The sequence below is a fragment of the Actinomadura sp. ATCC 39365 genome, assembly GCF_054392275.1.
In genome coordinates, this window is sequence record NZ_CP184335.1 from 7,413,025 (window position 1) to 7,427,909 (window position 14,885).

The following is a 14,885-nucleotide window of genomic DNA, read 5'->3' on the forward strand; positions in this document are numbered from 1 at the left end:
CTACTCGTGCCGCAGGGCCTGGATCGGCCGGAGCTTGGCCGCCCTGTTGGCGGGATAACTGCCGAAGAACAGCCCGATCCCCACCGACACGCCCAGCGCCAGCGCGACGGACGACGGCACGAGGACCGGCTCGATGCCGGCCACGCTGAACCGGGTGCCGACGAAGGCCACCAGCACCCCGAGCAGCCCGCCGACCAGGCTGAGCAGCGTGGCCTCCATCAGGAACTGGCCCAGGATGGCGCTGCGCGGCGCGCCGATCGCCTTGCGGATGCCGATCTCCCGGGTCCGCTCGGTCACGGTGACGAGCATGATGTTGGTGATGCCGATGCCGCCCACCAGCAGCGAGATCGCCGCCACCGCCCCGAGCAGCACGGTGAACGTGCCGGTGGCCTCGCTCACCGTCTCCTGCAGGGTGGCCTGGTTGAGTATCCGGTAGTCGGGGTTGCCGTCGGTGATCCCGTGCCGCTGGTTGAGGACGGCGGTCACCTCCGACTGCGCCGCCGTGGTGGCCTCGGCGCCGGTGGCCTGCACGACGATCGAGTCCAGCGAGCCGAACCCGCTCAGGCTCTGCTGCACGGCGGGCAGCGGCGCCACGGCCACGTCGTCGGCGTCCTGCATGCCGGTGGAGCCGCTCTCCTTGAGCACCCCCACCACCGTGAACGGCACCCCCGACACGCTGACCTGCCGGCCGATCGGGTCCACCGCGCCGAACAGCTCCTCCACCACCGTCTGCCCGAGCACCACGACCTTCCTGGCGGCCAGCACGTCGTCGTTGAAGAAGTACGTGCCCTTGGCCACGGGCTTGTTCATGGCCTCGAAGTAGCTGGGGTAGGTGCCGACGAACTGCCCGATCGTGTGGCTTGCGGCGCCGTACGCGGCGGTGGCGGAGTTGGCGCCGACCACCGGCGAGACGGACCTGACCGACGGCGCCAGTGTCCGGTCGGTGAGCGCCTTGGCGTCGGCCAGGCTGAGCTGCCTGGCCTGCGTGCGCGGCCCGGTGTTGCCGCCGCCGCCCGGCGCGCGCCCGCCGAAGCCGCCCCCGCCGCCTCCGCCCGAGAAGGACGGGGAGATCGTCAGCGTGTTGGCGCCGAGGCGCTGGATGTTCTTCTGGATGCTCTGCGAGGAGCCCTCGCCGACCGCCACCAGCAGGATGACCGCGGCGACGCCGATGAGGATGCCCAGCGTGGTCAGGGCGCTGCGCATCTTGTTGGCCAGCAGGCCGCGCAGCGCGAAGCGGAGGATCTCAAGCTGGTTCACTGGCCGCCGTCCTCGGGGGTGGTCCGTCGACCGGCGCCTGGCGGCGGTCCTCCACGATCTCGCCGTCCACCAGCCGGATCACCCGTCTGGCGTGCGCGGCCACGTCGTCCTCGTGGGTGATGAGCACGATCGTGCGTCCCGACTCGCTGAGCCGGTCGAGGATCTGCAGCACGTCGCGGGTGGAGGCGGTGTCCAGGTTGCCGGTGGGCTCGTCGGCCAGCAGCAGCGCGGGCGCGGTGACCAGCGCCCTGGCCACGGCCACGCGCTGCTGCTGGCCGCCGGAGAGCTGGTTCGGCTCGTGGCGCACGCGGTCGGTCAGCCCGACCTGCTCCAGCGCGGCCAGGGCGCGCGAGCGCCGCTCGGCCGGGCCGACGCCGCCGTACACGAGCGGCAGCTCGACGTTGGCCAGCGCGCTCATGCGCGGGATCAGGTTGAAGGACTGGAAGACGAACCCCACCCTGCGGTTGCGCAGGATCGCCAGCTGGTGCTCGGCCAGCCGTCCCACGTCCGCGCCGTCGATCTGGTACGTGCCGGAGGTGGGCACGTCGAGGCAGCCGAGGATGTTCATCAGGGTGGACTTGCCGGAGCCGGAGGCGCCCATGATGGCGACGTAGTCGCCGCGCTCGACGTCCAGGCTGACGCCGCGCAGGGCGTGGACCTTGGCGTCGCCCTCCCCGTACTCCTTGACGAGGTCCTTCACCCGCAGGACCGGGGCCGCCGTCGCGGTGGCGGAGGCCGTCATCGCCCGCCTCCCGGCATGCCGCCGCCGCCCGGGAACCCGCCGCCGAACCCGCCGCGCTGGTTGGTGCTCTGCGTCCCGGTCGCCGGAGGCACGAGCTGGTCGCCCTCGGACACCCCGGACCTGATCTCGGTGAGCGCTGTGCCCCGGACGCCGACCTCGACCGGGGTCCTGACCTGGCGGCCGTCCCTGAGCAGGGTGACCGTGGTCTGGCCGCCGCTGGTGGAGACCGCGGTGGAGGGGACGGTGACGACGTTCTCCGCCCTGCCGACGACGACCTCGACGGTGGCGGTCTGGCCCAGCCTGACCTTGGCGGGGACCTTGGCGAAGGTGACCGTGACCGGGTACTGGACGACGTTGTTGCTGGTGGAGGCGACCGGCTGGATCTGCGTGACCTTGCCGTCGGCGGTCACCCCCGGCAGGGCGTCGAAGGTGACGGTGGCGTTCTGGCCCTGTTCGAGCTTGCCGACGTCGGACTCGGTGAAGGTGCCCACGAGCTGGAGCCGTCCGGTGTCGGCCAGGTCGACGAACCCGCCCGAGCCGGTGTTGTTGCCGCTGCTCTGTGACTGGCTCTGGGACTGGCCCTGTGACTGGCTCTGGCTGCCGCCCGAGCCGGAGGCGGTGCCGCCGACGGATCCGTTCACCGCCGTGACCGTGCCCTTGAACGGGGCCCGCAGGACGGTGGCCGCGACCGTGCGCTCGGCCTCGCGGTAGGCGTTGCGCGCCTTGACGTAGGAGGCGTAGAGCGCGGCCGTGCCGGTGCCCTCGTCGATCGCGCTCTGGTACGTGGCCTTGGCCGCCGACAGGCTCTCCTGCGCGGCGGCGTCGTCGAGCCTGGCCAGGATGTCGCCCTTGTCGACCTTGTCCCCCGCCTTGACGTAGATCCGCTCGACCGTGCCGCCCGTGCCGAACGACAGGGCCCTCGTCCTGGAGCTGGCCACCGCGCCCGACGCGGACACCGACGCGGACACCGAGCCGCGGCTCGCGGTCACCGTGCGCACGGCCGTCTCGCCGGCCGCGCGGTCCGTGCCGAGCTGGACGTAGGCGAGCGTGGCCCCGCCCAGCAGGAGCACACCCAGCGCTCCGTTGGTCATCAGCGCTCTGCGCCTTGTCGACACCTTCACAGCCGGTGACCCTTCCACACCAGCCTGCGCCACAGCCGTGACGGAGCTGAACGTTCGCTGACAACCCGGGCCCGCGCGGGGTCACACAGCGAACTCTCAGGCTGCTCGCAGGCTGCCGTGAAGCTGGTCGGCCAGGATGGGCGGCCATGAGACCGACTTTCGCGCTGGGCGGGCTCGCCCTGGCCGTGCTCGTCGCCGGGTCGGGCCTGGCGCTGGCACTCCGCGACGACGAACCGCCCGCCGTCCGGGTACGGCTCGCCGCCGCCCAGCGGGGCCCGGTCACGGCCCTGGTCAGCGCCGCCGGCAACACCGTGGACGGGGCCCGGCGGGACCTGGCGTTCGGCTCGTCCGGCCCGCTGACCAAGGTGTACGTCAAGGCCGGGACCAAGGTGACCAAGGGCCAGGTGCTGGCCAGGATCGACGGGCGAGGGGCCCGCGAGGCGTACGAGGCCGCCAAGGCCGACCTGACCGCCGCCCAAGAAGCCCTCACCACCGCCGCCACCGCCCCCTCCAGCACCCCCGCCACTTCCACCGGCAACCCCGGCTCGCCGAACGGCGCCACCTGCCCCACCCCGCCGGTCAGCTCGAAGCCGACCCCGACCGCCGGTGGCACCCGCCCTGCCACCTCCCCCACCTCGTCCCCCGGCGGCGCTGCCACTCCCGGCACCGCTGCCACTCCCGGCAGCGCCGCCCCCCTGGCAGCGCCGCCGTTCCGGGCGCGACGGCGGGCTCGGGCACGGCCGTCGGTGGAGGTTCGGCGGGTGAAGGCGTCTTCGGCCCGACCACGCCGCCCACGACCACCCCGCCCACGACCACTCCGCCCGTGATCACCCCGCCCGCCACCGCCACGTCTTCCGACGCCCCCGTCGCCAAGGCCGCCACCACCGCCACTCCGGCCTCCACGCGGACCTCCGGCGCGTCCCCAGCTCACAGCCGGCCGCCGACCGCGCCCGCCACCCCCAGCAGGACCCCCTCCCCCGCCCCCACTCACGAACCCCAGCCCACGGTGACGGTCACCGCGACCGCCACGGTGACGGCGACGGTGACCGTGACGGCGACCCCGCCCGGCGGCGGCACCCCGGGAGGCGGCCACACCTCCGCGCCCGGCACACCGTCCACCCCTGGCGAACCGTCCACGCCGGGCGGCCCGTCCACGCCCGAGCCGCCCGCCACGGCCAGGCCCTCGACCACCGCGCCCCCGTCCGCGACCGCCAAGCCCACCGCCAAGCCGCACGCGACGACCTCCGCCCGTCCCACCGGCTCCTGCTCCCCCGGCACGACCTCCCGGGACACCACCACCAGGACCGCCACCACCCCCAAGGACGGCGGCACCACCGCCAAGGGCGGGATCACCGAGGACCAGGCCGCCGCGAACGTGGACCGCGCCGAAGCCGCCCTGGAGGAGGCCGCCGACGCCGTGCGCGCCACCCGTATCGTGGCCCCCACCTCGGGGACCGTCCTGTCGGTGGCGGGCCGAGTCGGCGACACGGCCGGCACCGGCACCTTCATCAGCCTCGGCAACCTGAACGAGCTCCAGGTCCAGGCCATGGTCACCGAGTCCGACGTCAACCGGCTCAAACTCGGCCAGCAGGCCGCCATCACCCTCGCCACCCGCCCCGGCGAGCGCCACGGCGGGACGGTCACCGCGATCGCCCCGACCGCCACCGTCGAGGACCAGCTCGTCCGCTACTCCGTCACTCTGGCCTTCGACGAGCCGCCCGCCGGGCTCATGCTCGGCCAGACCGCCACGGTGTCGGTCACCACCGCCGAGGCCAAGGACGCGATCTACGTCCCGGCCGCCGCCGTCCGCAGCCGTTCCGACGGCGCCCAGGTGGTCACCGTACGCTCGGGCGGGCACGACGCCGCGAAGGTGGTCGGCACCGGCGTCCGCGGCGACCAGTACGTCCAGATCACCTCAGGTCTGGACGAACGCGACCAGGTCGTCATGTCCGGCACCACCACCGGCGAGTTCCCCGACGCGACCTGGCCGGGCGCCTGACCGCCCGCCCCCGGCTCCCAGCCGCCCCTCAGCCCCCTCCCAGCCAACCTTCAGCCGACGAGGACCGCGCCCCCTCGCCGTCCCACGGCCGACGAGGACCGCAGCCCCCGCCGTCCCTCAGCCATGGCGCGGCGCGGCCCGGCCGGCGGACGAGCGCGGCGGTTCGGCCGGGATCGTGAGCCGGTGGGCGGTGCGGGCCCGCGCGCCGCGGCGGGAGATGTAGTCGAGCGTGCGGAAGTCCACCGACAGCTCGTCCCTGGTCAGCCGGGCCATGAGGTAACCGCGCCGCTGGTCGATGTAGGAGATGTGCGGGTTCTCCTGCAGGGCCTCGGCGATCCACGTGCGGTCCCGGTAGCCGTCGCCGTCGCTGGCGATCGACGACGTCACCAGTTCCCTCGCCACCACCGGCGAGTCCGGGTCGTCGAAGTCGGTCTTGAGGTCGGCCAGGTGGTGCATGTGCGCGTCCCCGGTCAGGACGACGGGGTTCGAGGTGGCCGACAGCGACCCGAGCAGGCGGGTGCGCTCGGCGGCGTAGCCGTCCCAGGAGTCGAGGTTCACCTCGCGGCCGGGCCCGGTCCGGTAGTCGCGCTGGGCCATCAGGATCTGCTGGCCCAGCAGGTTCCACCGGGCGCCGGACCCGCTCAGCCCCTCCTCCAGCCACCGCCACTGGGCGGACCCGAGCAGCGTGCGCCCGTCGGCCAGCCGTTCGTCGCAGCCGGCCCGCACCCCGTCCAGGCATGCCTGGTCGTCGCGGAACTGGCGGGTGTCCAGCAGGTGGAAGCGGGCCAGCGTCCCCCAGGAGACGCGCCGGTTGATGCGCAGCACCGCTCCCTGGAGGCTGGCGCGGCGCAGCGGCATGTTCTCGTAGTACGCGCGGAAGGCGTCGGCCCGGCGGCGGTCGAAGCCGGGCGCGCCGGTGCTGGAGACGGGGCCGGCCCAGTTGTTCTCCACCTCGTGGTCGTCGAAGGCCACCAGCCAGGGCGCGACCGCGTGCGCGGCCTGCAGGTCGTGGTCGCTCTTGTACTGGGCGTGCCGGAGGCGGTAGTCGGCGAGGGTGGCGCACTTGCCCGGCGTGTGCGTGCGCACCCGTCCGGCCAGCGCGGTGTAGCCGCTGGGGCCGTACTCGTACATGTAGTCGCCGAGGAAGACGACCAGGTCGGGCTCCTGCTCGGCCAGGCGGCGGTAGGCGGTGTAGTAGCCGTGCTCGTAGTGCGCGCAGGCGGCCACGGCGAAGGTGAGCGGGCTCTCCCCGGCGGGCGTCGTCCGGGTGCGGGCGGCGGGTGAGAGCCTGCCCTGGCTCCTGAACCGGTAGAAGTAGTCGCGGCCGGGCTCCAGTCCGTCCAGCTCGACGTGCACGCTGTGGGCGTCGCGCGGCCGGGCGGTCGCGGTGCCCGACCGCACCACCGAGGAGAAGCGTTCGTCGGTGGCGACCTGCCAGTCGACCTCGACGTCGCGCGCGGGCATGCCGCCGCGGCCGTCGCCGCTGAGGGGGTCGACGGCCAGCCGGGTCCACAGGACGAAGCCGTCGGCGGAGGGGTCGCCGGAGGCCACGCCGAGGGTGAACGGGTCGGATCTGAGTGTGGTGGCGGAGGCGGGCGAGGTGACGGCGCGGGGCGTGACGAGGCCGGCTGCCGCCGCTGTCAGGAACGTTCTGCGGTCCACGCTCCAGGTATGTCCGCCCGCGCTGACCCCGTCGTGGCCCCGTCGTGACAGCGGAGTCAAGCGTGGGTGAACAGCGCCGGTCGCCCGGCGGGAGGTCAGCGGGAGGTCAGCGGGAGGTCAGCGGGGCAGCTCGCGCAGGGACTTGCGGAGCGCGGCGGCGCTGGTGAACAGCACGCCGGTCATGCCCGCGCGCTCGGCGCCCTCGACGTTCTCGGCGCGGTCGTCGATGAAGACGATCTCGGACGGGTCGGCGGCCAGCTCGCGGGCGACCTCGTCGAAGATCTCCCGGTCGGGTTTGACCAGGCCCATCCTGCCGCTGTAGAAGCGGTGGCCGATGGCGGCGATCCAGGGCAGCTCGTCGAGGCCGTCGGCGATGCAGACGGGCGCGTTGGACAGCAGCGCGACGCCGTCGCCCGCGTCGAGGATCTCACCGAGGACGGCGACCGTGCCCTCGTCGGGGTAGGCCCAGCTCGCGACGTCCATGGCCACCAGGCGGGCGACCTCGGACGGGGTGACGGACCGGCCCAGCACGGCCGCCCAGTAGTCGACGGGGCTCAGGCTCGCCCGGTCGAACTCCAGGCGGTGCTCCCAGTAGCGGCGCAGGAACGCCTCGGGCTCCGCGCCGACGGCCCGCGCCATGGCCTCGGCGTCGGCCGCGGGCTGGGGCAGGGACAGGACATTGCCGTAGTCGAACACAATCCACGTCATGCAAGGAATGGTCGCAGATGCGGGTCGAGCGCCGGGCAACCCAGGTATTTCTCGGCCGTGTGGAAGTCGATCCAGTCGAGGTTGACCAGTTCCTCGACGTCCACGCCGGTGAAACTGGCGCGCAGCGCGGGCGGGATGGCGGCGATGTCGTCCTTGTCGGCGATGTTCACCCAGCGGGCGACGTTCTTGGGGCGTTCGCCGAGGCCGTTGACGGGGGCGGGCAGGAGGCGTTCGAAGACGACGTTGCGCATGCCGAGCGGGCTGCCGAGCGTCAGGAGCAGGTCGACGGGCAGGTCGGGGTTGGCCCACAGGGCCTCGTAGGCCACGACGCTGCCGAGCGAGTGGGCGATCACCACCCGCGGCCGGTTCCTGCGGATGGCGTCGGCCACGGCCTGCCGGCATCGCTCGCGCCGCTCCTGGTCGGTGAGATAGACCGCGACCTCGGGCGCGAACAGCTTGGCGAACGCCGCCGACCTGCTGTCGAGCTTGCCGAGCAGCCATCCGGTGAACGACTTGAGCGCGCCGGTGACGTGCTCGCCGAGCCCGAGGTCCCGCGCCCATTCGACGAGCACCTGCTGCGTGGCGGCCTCGACGCGGGCCGCCGCCTGCGGGGAGCTCTCCCCGGGCTTGGGGTCGCGCAGCAGGTGGGAGAAGTAGGCGACCTCGCTGAAGTAGGCGGCCGTCTCACCGCCGAGCGCCGCGTGCAGGTAGCGGTCCCACTTGAGCCGCATGGCCGCGGCGGCCCCGGTGGCCGACCCGCCGGCCTCCAGGTAGTAGTTGTACTTGCCGATCCCGTGCACGCCCACGATGGCCGTCACAGCGCCTCCCCCTGACCGCTCGATCTTTCCGCGGATATTGGCATACGCCGCCCGTCCCCGCCCGTCAAGAGCCGCCCGAGTTTAGGCTTGCCTAAAGGTTTAGGTAGAGCTAAAGTGGAGTCACGAGGACGGACAGCGTCGAGAGCGAGACCGAGATGGCCTTTCGCCGGAACCCCCGTGAAGAGGTGGGCGGTCTCGCCCAAGAGGTCGTCGACGAGATCACCTGGTACATGCGGGAGCACAAGATCACCCGCGCCGATCTGGCCACGTCGCTGGGCGTCTCGCCCGGCCGGGTGAGCCAGATACTCTCCGGCGACGAGAACCTCACGTTGCGCACGCTCGGAGCGGTCGTCGACGCGCTCGGCGCCCGCCTGGAGCTCACGCTCGGCGACGCCGAGGACTCCCCCGCCGCCCTGACCTGAGCGCCGGCCGCCACTCCCGGTCAGCGGGCGCGGGCGATGTGCTCGCCGCCGCGGGCCCGTGACGGCGGCACGTACCCCTGGAGCGAGCGGTAACCGGCCCGGTAGGCCGCGGCCAGCAGGCGCAGCACGTCGTTCTCCGCGTCGTGCCGCAGCACGCCGTGCAGCCGGTTGAGGTTGCCGAGGTAGCGCTCGTACCTGGGGATCCTGGTGTGGCGGGAGAGGGTGAGCGCGGTGGCCACCTTCGAGCGGGCGGCGCCGTCCTCGATCAGGGCGGCCACGTCGAGCCTGCGTTCGACGGCGTCCAGGCGGGCGTGCACCCGTTCGCGCCGCCGGTCGTCGGCCGACAGGCGGTCGCGGATGCGCTCGTGGTAGCGGGCCGCGGCCAGGCTCAGCTCGTAGACGTTCCAGGACGGGTCCACCCGCTTCTCGCACCAGACGCGCTCGTCCTCGGCCATCGCCTGGTCGAGCCGGGCCAGCAGCGACACCAGCCAGAACGTGGCCGCCTCCCGGGCCAGCGAGCGCCGCTCGTCCTGCCTGGCGCGCATCTGGCCGAGCCACAGGCCGCTCGGCGCGGCCGCGCCCAGGACGGTGGCCAGCGAGTCACTCAGCAGCGCGTGCCCGGCCAGCGCGACGCCGGCGGACAGGCCGCCGGTGAGCAGGCTGACGGCGACCGCGAGCCGCCGCCCCGCGGGCCCGAAGGGCCGCCCCTTCCCCCTGGCACCTCAGCAGCAGGAAGACGACGGCGGAGACCACGGCGAGTCCAACGGTCAGCGCCGCCTGAGCGACCCACTTCGGGTCCATGGAATTAGCCCTTCCCGCGAAATGTTCTCTCCATATTCGCAGCGAGGACAGTGATTGAAAATGCCGTTGCGGACGGCATATGTCGCTCATATACGGTGACACTCATCTGAGCAAGGCGCATTCCCCCGGAACAGGAGCTCCCACCATGCCCGGCCCGCTGGTCGTCAACGACTCGATCGTCATCCCCGACGCCGAGCTCGTCTGGCGTTTCTCCCGTTCCTCAGGTCCGGGCGGCCAGGGCGTCAACACCACCGACAGCCGGGTGGAGCTGATCTTCGACGTGGCCGCGAGCACCGCGATCCCGCCCGCGCTCAAGGCCCGCGCGCTCGACCGCCTGGGCGCCACCACGATCACCGTCGTGGCCTCGGAGTACCGGTCCCAGCTGCGCAACAGGGAGGCCGCCGGTCACCGGCTGGCCCAGCGCGTCAGGGAGGCCGTTGCGCCGCCGCCCAAGCGCCGGCGTGCGACCAAGCCCAGCCGGGGCGCCGTCGAGCGCCGCATCGCGGGCAAGAAGCACCGTTCCGACGTCAAGCGCCTGCGCCGCGACCCCCACTGAGCCCGTCCCAGGAGCACGCCCGGATCAGAGAGAGAACGCCGGCTCCCTGACCCCCGACGGGCAGAGCTGCCCGATCACCGCGCGCACCTGGCCGCGCAGCACCGGGTCGGTGAGGTGGCCGTCGTCGTCGAAGTGCGGGCAGGCCGGCGAGATGACCAGCTCGGCGCCCATCACGACCGCGTCCGCGCCCTGGAGCTGCTTGTAGAGCTCCGCCTGCGCCCACATCGCGCCGCACGCCCGCGCGCTGGCGCTCATCACCGCCACGTGCTTGCCGGACAGCACGTCGCCGGCCGAGAGCCACTCCAGCGTGTACGTCAGCTCCAGCGGCAGCAGGCTGTGCTCGGGAGCCGTCAGCAGCACCGCGTCCGCCCCGGCGACCAGCCCGAGCAGCTCCCTGGCCGCCACCGGCACCTTGCCCGGCTGGTACGGCGGGACGTCGCCCATCCCCGTCCAGATCTCGAACCGTACGCCCTCCGGCAGTTCGCCGCCCGCTGCGTCCAGCAATCTGTTGATGAAAGACCCCGCGTGGAGACTGGCGGCGATCCCGATGATTTTCACCTACTGCTCCCCAGGCGTTCCGGTGTCACCTGGAAACTTCCCGATGCCTCGGATGTCCAAGACCAGCCCGAGGTCAAAAGCAGCTCAGTCTTCGCCTCAGTGCCGGTGACGCTCCTGGTCAGGCGGGCGACGGAAGATCAGCGCGAGCACCCGCAGCACCATGATCGAGGCGATCACCAGCAGGTTGTAGCCGAGGAGCTGGTACAGGCTCGTGGTGCCGACCACGATGGGGCCGCCCTCGATGCCGAGCAGCAGCACCGCCATGAGCCCGGCCGTGGCGCCGAGCACGGTGAGCAGCACCTGGTGGACCAGCCCGGTGACGTAGCGGCGGTCGCGGTCGTCGGCCAGCAGCCGGACGTTCAGGCTGAACCTGCCGTGCTCGGCGGCGCTGGCGATGCGCTCGACCCGGCGGGGCAGGCGGCGCAGCATCGGCAGCAGCGCGGCCAGCTCCTGACCCACGGCCTCCTTGACGGACTCCGGCCCGGCCCGCTCGGCCAGGTAGCGGCCGGCGAACGCGCGGGCCTCGCCGATCAGGTTGAAGCCGGGCGACAGGCGCACGAGCGTGCCCTCCAGCGTGGCCAGGGCCCGGAAGACGGCGGCCACCTCGGGCGGGATGGACAGCCCGTACTCCGAGACGATCTTGAACAGGTCGGTGAACATCTGCACGCTGTCCATGCCGGGCCCGAGGTGCCTGGCCATGAACTGGCCGAGCGCCCGCTCCAGCGCGGCCTCGTCGATCTCCTCCGGCCGCGGGACGACCTCCAGCAGCGCGTCGGTGACGCCGAGCGGGTCCTGCCGGTTCATGGCGAGCAGGAAGCGCTGCAAGGCCGAGCGGACGGAGGCGTCCAGGCGACCGACCGAGCCGAAGTCGAGCAGGCCGAGCGTGCCGTCGTCGAGCAGCATGAGGTTGCCCGGGTGGGGGTCGGCGTGGAAGACGCCCTCGACGAGGATCTGCCTGAGCAGACAGTCGAGCAGGTCGCGGGCCAGCGCGGGCCCCTGTCCGGGGGCGGCCGCGGTGACCGGCCCGCCCGACAGCCGCCGCATGACCAGCACCTGCTCGGTGCAGAGGGCGGGGAACGGCTCGGGGTAGGTGACGCCGCCGCTGCCGGAGGCGGCCACGGCGGCCATGTTGGCGGCCTCGACGCGGAAGTCCAGCTCCTCGCGGATGGCGACGGCGAACCCCTCGGCCAGGTCGCGCAGCCCCAGCGAGCGTCCCCACCTGGTCCTGGACTCCAGCGTGGCGGCCAGCCGGCGGACGATGTCGAGGTCCTGGGCCACCACGCCCTCGATGTCCGGCCTGCGTACCTTGACCACGACGTCCTCGCCGGTGTGCAGGCGGGCGGTGTGGGCCTGGCCGATGGAGGCGGCGGCCAGCGGCGTACGGTCGAAGGCGGCGAACACCTCCTCGACCGGCCCGCCCAGCTCGGCCGCGAGCACCGGCTCGACGCGCTCCCACGGCGCGGGGACGACGTGGTCCTGCAGGCGGCCCAGCTCGTCGATGAACTCGGCCGGCAGCAGGTCACGCCGGGTGGACAACACCTGGCCGAGCTTGACGAAGGTGACGCCGCCGTCGTCGAGCGCCTGGCGCAGCGACCTGGCCAGACGCACCTTGCCCGACCTGTCCTCCAGGCTCTCGCCGCGCCCCCGCAGGTAGGGGCCGAGGCCGTGCCGGAAGGCGATCCTGGTGATCTGCGAGTAGCGCCGGGCCCGGCGGATCCGGCCGCGCAGCGAACGCAGCACCTCCAGCGGCCCCGGCACCGAGCCCGGCGGAACCAGCGCCTCGGCGAGCACCAGGATCACCATGGGGATGAGCACCATGCACATGGCGATCAGGAGCAGCAGCCCGAGCGCGCCCGCGTCGGGTGTGGTCTCCGGGTCGACCGGCCCGAACGAGGCGATCACCGGCGTCAGCATCGGCTGGGCCAGGCCCCAGGCCACCATCGCGGCCAGGAAGGTGCGTAACGCGCCGAACCTTACCCCGAGCAGGCGTTGGGCCGCCGTCGCCAGCAGCAGGATCATCACCAGGATGGCGAGCGAGACGAACAGCGTGCCCAGGAACTCCATGAGGAGGGATCATCCCACGGCCGCGCGGCGATGGCGGCCGGGCGTCAGCCCCTGGCGGCGGCGCGGGCGCGGCGCTCGTCGCGGCGCTCGACGAACCGGGCCGCGGTCACCTCGGTCCTGGCCAGGAACGCCGACAGCTCCTCGCGGGCCTGCTCGCCCTCGGCGTCGAGCCCGGTCTTGTCGAAGACCGCCCACTGGCGCAGCACCGGCATGAGCACGTCGTCGAGGTGCAGACGCAGGTCGTAGATGCCCTCGTGGGCGATGATCATGGCCTTGCGGGCGAAGCCCTCCATGCCCGTGCCGGGCATCTGGAAGGTGGTGACGACGTCGGTCACCGCGCGCATGGTCTGGTTGGGGTCGAGCTCGAAGGCCGCCTTGAGCAGGTTGCGGTAGAAGAGCATGTGCAGGTTCTCGTCGGCGGCGATGCGGGCGAGCAGGCGCTCGCAGCCCTCGTCGCCGGAGGCCCTGCCGGTGTTGCGGTGGGAGATGCGGGTGGCCAGCTCCTGGAAGGAGACGTAGGCCAGCTGCTGGAGCATGGTGTTGTACTCGGTGACGAAGCCCTGCTCCATGTGGTGCATGCGGGCCCGCTCCAGCGCGACCGGGTCGACCGCGCGGGTGACGGTGAGGTAGTCGCGCAGCGCGGTGCCGTGGCGGTCCTCCTCGGCGGTCCAGCGGTGGACCCACGTGCCCCACGCGCCGTCACGGCCGAACGTGGTGGCGATCTCGTGGTGGTAGCTGGGCAGGTTGTCCTCGGTGAGCAGGTTGACGATCAGCGAGATGCGGGCGGCCTCGGGGATCTTCGAGTCGCCCTCCTGCCACGCCTGGCCGCCGTAGATGCCGTCGAAGTCACGCCCTTCGCTCCACGGGATGTACTCGTGCGGGAACCACTCCTTGGCCATCGAATTGTGGCGATCGAGCTCCACGCCCACGACGGGTTCGAGCTCGTGCAGCAGTTCCGTCTGAGACATCGCCATAAAGATCTTCTCCTTCAGGTTACGGGACCGTAGGTTAGGCTACCCGAAGGCCATGTGATGCGGTGTCGACCTCGTTGTCCTAAATGCCGGCGCGTTGCAACAGCCGGTCCAGTTTGATGTTGAGGTCGAGGATCTCCGAGCGCAGCGAGTTGAACTCCTCGGCCATCGCCGTCCTGACGAACCGCAGTTCCTCGGCCACCTCGACGCGCAGCGCCGCCAGCTCCGCCTCCGCGCCCCGCTCCCCCGGCTCCTCACGCCACACGGCCGCCTCCTCGCATTCGGTAAGTCACCTTCCGCTACCAAGGATCGCAGCCGGACGCGAGCCGCGCCGCCGGACGGCGGACGCCGGGAGTGGTTTTCTTCTTCCGGGCCACGATCCTTCGCGCCCCGGAAGAAGACTTGTCATCCCGGGTGGGCGGCCCGCCGGGCTCAGATCAGGTCGACGAGGTCGGCGACCGAGTCGACGACCAGGGAGGGACGGTAGGGGAAGCGGTCGATCTGGTCGCGCTGGGTGACGCCGGTCAGCACCAGGATCGTGAACAGCCCCGCCTCCATGCCGGAGACGATGTCGGTGTCCATGCGGTCGCCGATCATGGCGGTGGTCTCGCTGTGGCCCTCGATGGCGTTGAGCGCGCTGCGCATCATGCGGGGGTTGGGCTTGCCCACGAAGTACGGCTCGACGCCGGTGGCCTTGGTGATCATCGCGGCCACCGCGCCGCAGGCGGGCAGCGAGCCCTCGGTGGAGGGGCCGATCGGGTCGGGGTTGGTGGCGATGAAGCGGGCCCCGGCCTCGATGAGCCGGATGGCGCGGGTGATCTGGGTGAAGCTGTAGGTGCGCGTCTCGCCGAGCACGACGTAGTCGGGGTCGAGGTCGGTCAGGACGTAGCCGACCTCGTGCAGGGCCGTGGTGAGGCCGGCCTCGCCGATCACGTACGCCGACCCGCCGGGGCGCTGGTCGTCGAGGAACTGGGCGGTGGCCAGGGCGGAGGTCCAGATGGACTCGGCGGGCACGTCGAGGCCGGCGCCGGCCAGGCGCACGGACAGGTCGCGCTGGGTGTAGATGGAGTTGTTGGTCAGGACCCGGAACTTCTTGTCGGACTCCTTGAGCCGTTTGATGAATTCGTCCGCACCGGGGATCGGCCGCCCCTCGTGGACGAGGACGCCGTCCATGTCGGACAACCAGGAGTCGATCCGCTTACGCTG

The 14,885-nt window shown here is 72.4% G+C and carries 16 protein-coding genes; 4 read left to right on the forward strand and 12 right to left on the reverse strand.

The features are described from left to right. From ACNF49_RS36155 to ACNF49_RS36165, 3 genes are read right to left on the reverse strand one after another with little or no spacing between them, the layout of a single operon-like run. Complete coding sequence (locus ACNF49_RS36155) at positions 1–1,257, reverse strand: ABC transporter permease (RefSeq protein WP_357969005.1); 1,257 nt, start codon at positions 1,255–1,257, stop codon at positions 1–3. Further along, positions 1,244–1,999 (reverse strand): ABC transporter ATP-binding protein, encoded by a 756-nt coding sequence (locus ACNF49_RS36160; RefSeq protein ID WP_482940385.1) that lies wholly within the window; start codon positions 1,997–1,999, stop codon positions 1,244–1,246. Before ACNF49_RS36160 ends, ACNF49_RS36155 begins: the two co-directional genes overlap by 14 nt. After that, the gene (locus ACNF49_RS36165; protein WP_482940386.1) at positions 1,996–3,090 is read right to left on the reverse strand and encodes an efflux RND transporter periplasmic adaptor subunit; all 1,095 of its coding nucleotides are present in this window, start codon (positions 3,088–3,090) and stop codon (positions 1,996–1,998) included. Before ACNF49_RS36165 ends, ACNF49_RS36160 begins: the two co-directional genes overlap by 4 nt. Before the next feature lie 176 nt (positions 3,091–3,266). Between ACNF49_RS36165 and ACNF49_RS36170 the strand changes: the two genes are divergently transcribed. After that, positions 3,267–3,947 (forward strand): hypothetical protein, encoded by a 681-nt coding sequence (locus tag ACNF49_RS36170; protein WP_482940387.1) that lies wholly within the window; start codon positions 3,267–3,269, stop codon positions 3,945–3,947. Continuing rightward, positions 3,944–5,119 (forward strand): efflux RND transporter periplasmic adaptor subunit, encoded by a 1,176-nt coding sequence (locus ACNF49_RS36175; RefSeq protein WP_482940388.1) that lies wholly within the window; start codon positions 3,944–3,946, stop codon positions 5,117–5,119. The genes ACNF49_RS36170 and ACNF49_RS36175 overlap by 4 nt, the downstream gene beginning before the upstream one ends. A 117-nt stretch (positions 5,120–5,236) precedes the next feature. On the opposite strand, the gene ACNF49_RS36180 is transcribed toward ACNF49_RS36175, so the two are convergent. The 3 genes from ACNF49_RS36180 to ACNF49_RS36190 all read right to left on the reverse strand — a co-directional run bounded on the left by ACNF49_RS36180 (position 5,237) and on the right by ACNF49_RS36190 (position 8,307). Further along, complete coding sequence (locus ACNF49_RS36180; RefSeq protein ID WP_482940389.1) at positions 5,237–6,781, reverse strand: alkaline phosphatase D family protein; 1,545 nt, start codon at positions 6,779–6,781, stop codon at positions 5,237–5,239. Between the two features lie 117 nt (positions 6,782–6,898). Beyond that, positions 6,899–7,489 carry an HAD family hydrolase gene (locus ACNF49_RS36185; RefSeq protein WP_482940390.1) on the reverse strand — a complete coding sequence of 197 codons (591 nt, stop codon included), beginning with the start codon at positions 7,487–7,489 and terminating at the stop codon, positions 6,899–6,901. Next, entirely contained in the window at positions 7,486–8,307 is an 822-nt protein-coding gene (locus ACNF49_RS36190; protein ID WP_357968993.1) for a hypothetical protein, read from the reverse strand. Before ACNF49_RS36190 ends, ACNF49_RS36185 begins: the two co-directional genes overlap by 4 nt. A gap of 155 nt (positions 8,308–8,462) precedes the next feature. On the opposite strand from ACNF49_RS36190, the gene ACNF49_RS36195 reads away from it, so the two are divergent. Beyond that, on the forward strand, positions 8,463–8,729 hold the full coding sequence (locus tag ACNF49_RS36195) for a helix-turn-helix domain-containing protein (protein ID WP_357968990.1): 267 nt from the start codon (positions 8,463–8,465) through the stop codon (positions 8,727–8,729). A 20-nt stretch (positions 8,730–8,749) separates the two neighbouring features. On the opposite strand, the gene ACNF49_RS36200 is transcribed toward ACNF49_RS36195, so the two are convergent. Beyond that, positions 8,750–9,274, reverse strand: coding sequence for a hypothetical protein (locus ACNF49_RS36200; protein ID WP_482940391.1), 525 nt, complete (start codon positions 9,272–9,274; stop codon positions 8,750–8,752). A gap of 401 nt (positions 9,275–9,675) precedes the next feature. Here ACNF49_RS36200 and arfB point away from each other — a divergent pair, with 401 nt between their 5' ends. Beyond that, positions 9,676–10,086, forward strand: coding sequence for an alternative ribosome rescue aminoacyl-tRNA hydrolase ArfB (gene arfB, locus ACNF49_RS36205; RefSeq protein ID WP_357968984.1), 411 nt, complete (start codon positions 9,676–9,678; stop codon positions 10,084–10,086). 24 nt (positions 10,087–10,110) lie between these two features. On the opposite strand, the gene ACNF49_RS36210 is transcribed toward arfB, so the two are convergent. The 5 genes from ACNF49_RS36210 to ACNF49_RS36230 all read right to left on the reverse strand — a co-directional run bounded on the left by ACNF49_RS36210 (position 10,111) and on the right by ACNF49_RS36230 (position 14,852). Continuing rightward, positions 10,111–10,644, reverse strand: coding sequence for an NADPH-dependent FMN reductase (locus ACNF49_RS36210; protein WP_498703281.1), 534 nt, complete (start codon positions 10,642–10,644; stop codon positions 10,111–10,113). 96 nt (positions 10,645–10,740) lie between these two features. After that, complete coding sequence (locus tag ACNF49_RS36215; RefSeq protein ID WP_357968979.1) at positions 10,741–12,708, reverse strand: ABC1 kinase family protein; 1,968 nt, start codon at positions 12,706–12,708, stop codon at positions 10,741–10,743. Positions 12,709–12,752: 44 nt separating this feature from the next. Continuing rightward, positions 12,753–13,676: an acyl-ACP desaturase gene (locus ACNF49_RS36220; protein ID WP_357968977.1), complete on the reverse strand. Its 924-nt coding sequence runs from the start codon at positions 13,674–13,676 to the stop codon at positions 12,753–12,755. Positions 13,677–13,761: 85 nt separating this feature from the next. Next, positions 13,762–13,944 carry a hypothetical protein gene (locus ACNF49_RS36225; protein ID WP_482940393.1) on the reverse strand — a complete coding sequence of 61 codons (183 nt, stop codon included), beginning with the start codon at positions 13,942–13,944 and terminating at the stop codon, positions 13,762–13,764. A 167-nt stretch (positions 13,945–14,111) separates the two neighbouring features. Beyond that, positions 14,112–14,852 carry an HAD-IIA family hydrolase gene (locus ACNF49_RS36230; protein WP_357969651.1) on the reverse strand — a complete coding sequence of 247 codons (741 nt, stop codon included), beginning with the start codon at positions 14,850–14,852 and terminating at the stop codon, positions 14,112–14,114. Positions 14,853–14,885: the final 33 nt, after the last annotated feature.

Coding starts and splice junctions, on each gene's coding strand:
- ACNF49_RS36160 (WP_482940385.1), bottom strand. CDS start 1,999: ATGACGGCCTCCGCCACCGCGACGGCGGCCCCGGTCCTGCGGGTGAAG.
- ACNF49_RS36165 (WP_482940386.1), bottom strand. CDS start 3,090: ATGACCAACGGAGCGCTGGGTGTGCTCCTGCTGGGCGGGGCCACGCTC.
- ACNF49_RS36170 (WP_482940387.1), top strand. CDS start 3,267: ATGAGACCGACTTTCGCGCTGGGCGGGCTCGCCCTGGCCGTGCTCGTC.
- ACNF49_RS36185 (WP_482940390.1), bottom strand. CDS start 7,489: ATGACGTGGATTGTGTTCGACTACGGCAATGTCCTGTCCCTGCCCCAG.
- ACNF49_RS36195 (WP_357968990.1), top strand. CDS start 8,463: ATGGCCTTTCGCCGGAACCCCCGTGAAGAGGTGGGCGGTCTCGCCCAA.
- ACNF49_RS36200 (WP_482940391.1), bottom strand. CDS start 9,274: ATGCGCGCCAGGCAGGACGAGCGGCGCTCGCTGGCCCGGGAGGCGGCC.
- arfB (WP_357968984.1), top strand. CDS start 9,676: ATGCCCGGCCCGCTGGTCGTCAACGACTCGATCGTCATCCCCGACGCC.
- ACNF49_RS36215 (WP_357968979.1), bottom strand. CDS start 12,708: ATGGAGTTCCTGGGCACGCTGTTCGTCTCGCTCGCCATCCTGGTGATG.
- ACNF49_RS36220 (WP_357968977.1), bottom strand. CDS start 13,676: ATGTCTCAGACGGAACTGCTGCACGAGCTCGAACCCGTCGTGGGCGTG.
- ACNF49_RS36230 (WP_357969651.1), bottom strand. CDS start 14,852: ATGGACGGCGTCCTCGTCCACGAGGGGCGGCCGATCCCCGGTGCGGAC.